This is a genomic window from Allobosea sp. P1_A7 (assembly GCF_056406775.1).
In genome coordinates this window covers 1-2,038 of sequence record NZ_JBFTZN010000507.1, presented here as the reverse complement: position 1 = coordinate 2,038, position 2,038 = coordinate 1, and the positions used below count along the sequence as shown (strand labels likewise).

At 67.2% G+C, this 2,038-nt stretch carries 3 protein-coding genes; all 3 read left to right on the top strand.

Annotation, left to right across the window (positions count from 1 at the left end):
- Positions 1–559 (top strand): AzlC family ABC transporter permease (locus tag AC1D34_RS37000; protein WP_476826957.1); only part of this gene is annotated, 559 nt, incomplete at its 5' end.
- The gene (locus AC1D34_RS36995) at positions 556–858 is read left to right on the top strand and encodes an AzlD family protein (RefSeq protein WP_476826956.1); all 303 of its coding nucleotides are present in this window, start codon (positions 556–558) and stop codon (positions 856–858) included. The genes AC1D34_RS37000 and AC1D34_RS36995, both read left to right, overlap by 4 nt.
- A gap of 211 nt (positions 859–1,069) precedes the next feature.
- The coding region (locus AC1D34_RS36990; RefSeq protein WP_476826955.1) for an SDR family NAD(P)-dependent oxidoreductase at positions 1,070–2,038 on the top strand (969 nt) is incomplete at its 3' end.

The following is a 2,038-nucleotide window of genomic DNA, read 5'->3' as shown; positions in this document are numbered from 1 at the left end:
CATCTATTCCGGTTCGGCGCAGATGGCGGCTCTTCAGGTCTGGCGGGACGGGGCGCAGCTGCTGCCATTATTCGCCGCAATCGTGCTGATGAACGCGCGCTACGTGCTCTATGGCGCGGCACTGCGCCCCTGGCTCGCGGGAGCGCCGCCGCTCGCAAGCTACGGAACCCTGTTCTTCCTCGGCGATGGCAACTGGGCGCTGGCGATGGCCGAGCGGGAACACGGTCAGGACGATGCGGCCTTCGTGCTGGGTTCGGGGATCGCGATGTTCGCGCCCTGGATTTTCGGCACCTTGATCGGCCGCCTCAGTGGCGGCCTGATCGGCGACCCGGCGCGCTACGGCCTGGACTTCATGCTGATCGCCTTTTCAGCAGCGCTCCTCATCGGGATGTGGAAGGGCAAGGCCGATCTCGGACCGGTGCTCGCTGCCGGCCTTGCGGCTGTGATGCTCGCTCCCTTCGTCTCCAGCGGCTGGATCATCGTCGCCGGCGGACTTGCCGCAGCCGCAGCCGGCGCCCTGCTCTTCCGCAATCCGGCCCCGAGCGAGGCCCTGCCGTGAGCCTCGACCAGCGCTTCGCGATCGCGCTAGTGGTGATGGCGACGGCCTCCTATCTCTGCCGCGCCGGCGGGTTCTTCTTCATGCGCTTCGTTGCTTTGACGCCCAGGCGCGAAGCGGCGCTGCGAGCCCTCCCCATCGGCGTCATGACGGGCATCATGGCGCCGGTCGTACTCCAGGGACGCGTCCCGGAATGCGCAGGTCTCGCCGCGGCCATCCTGGTCATGAAAGCGAGCGGCAGCGACCTTGCGGCAGCGCTCGCCGGGGTCGCCGTCGTCGCGCTGCTGAGACAATGCCTCTAGTAGAAGTTGCGTCCATGCCGGTACAGCCTCGCCTTTCCCAGGTCGCGCTGCGTCGGATACAATCGTCGATCTGAGCAAAAGCCTGTTCCCGCTGCGGGAGGTCGCTGCCCATGGTCATGTCGCCGCCCCCGGCAGTCCCGAGGCGGCCGCCGTTCGTCCCGACGCATTGCCACTGTCCGCCGTGCCGCCCAGAACCGGAAGGGACCGATCGATGGAACGCCGAGATCTGCTGAAGGCCATCGCGCTCGCCTCCTCCGCCGGCGCAGCCGGCGGGCTCTCGCTTGCCGCGGAAGCCCAGGCCCAGACGGGCAAGCGCGGCATCGGTACCAGGGACGTCGCGCCGCTCAGCCCGGATTACTTCATCCCCGAGCGCTTCAAGGGCAAGACGCTCATCGTCACCGGCTGCGCGCGCGGCATGGGCGCGCTCGCGGCCCAGCGTGCCGCCCGCGAGGGCGCCAATGTCGTCGGTGCCGACTGGTTGCAGGAACAGGGCTCCGAACACATGAACGCCATCGCGAAGGCAGGCGGAAAGGCGGAGTTCGTCTTCGGCGATATCTCCGACACCGAGACCTGCGAGCAGATGGTGAAGGTCGCGGTCGCTCGCTTCGGCCGGCTCGATTACGCCATCAACAATGCCGGCGTCATGGACGGCGTCTATTCCGGCGCGCCGATCGAATACGAGCGGCAAAAACACCTGCTCTTCGCGCCGATCCATGAGGCCACGGACGCCTACTGGGACAATGTCTTGCGCACCAATGCGACCGGCGTGTTCAAGTCGATGCGCGCCGAGCTCAAGCAGATGGTGAAACAGAATCTCGGCGGCGCCATCGTCAATGTCGGCTCGGTCACCGGGCTAACCGGGTTCGGCGGAAATCCGGCCTATGTCGCCAGCAAGCACGCGGTGACCGGCCTCACCCGCTCGGCCGCGATCGACTATGCCGCCTATGGGATCCGCATCAACTCGGTGAACATGGCCCAGACCGCAACCCCGATGGTCGAGCGCGCGCTGGAGCTCGTGACCAGGAAGCTGCAGGACACAGGCGGCGGCCCGAGCATGCTGAAGGCCGAAAGCCTGCTGCAGGCGGCCGATTCCCATAAGCGCGACGCGACGCCGGCGGAACAGGTCGCGATCATGCTCTTCCTGCTCTCGGACGAAGCCTCAAACCTCACCGGCGGCACC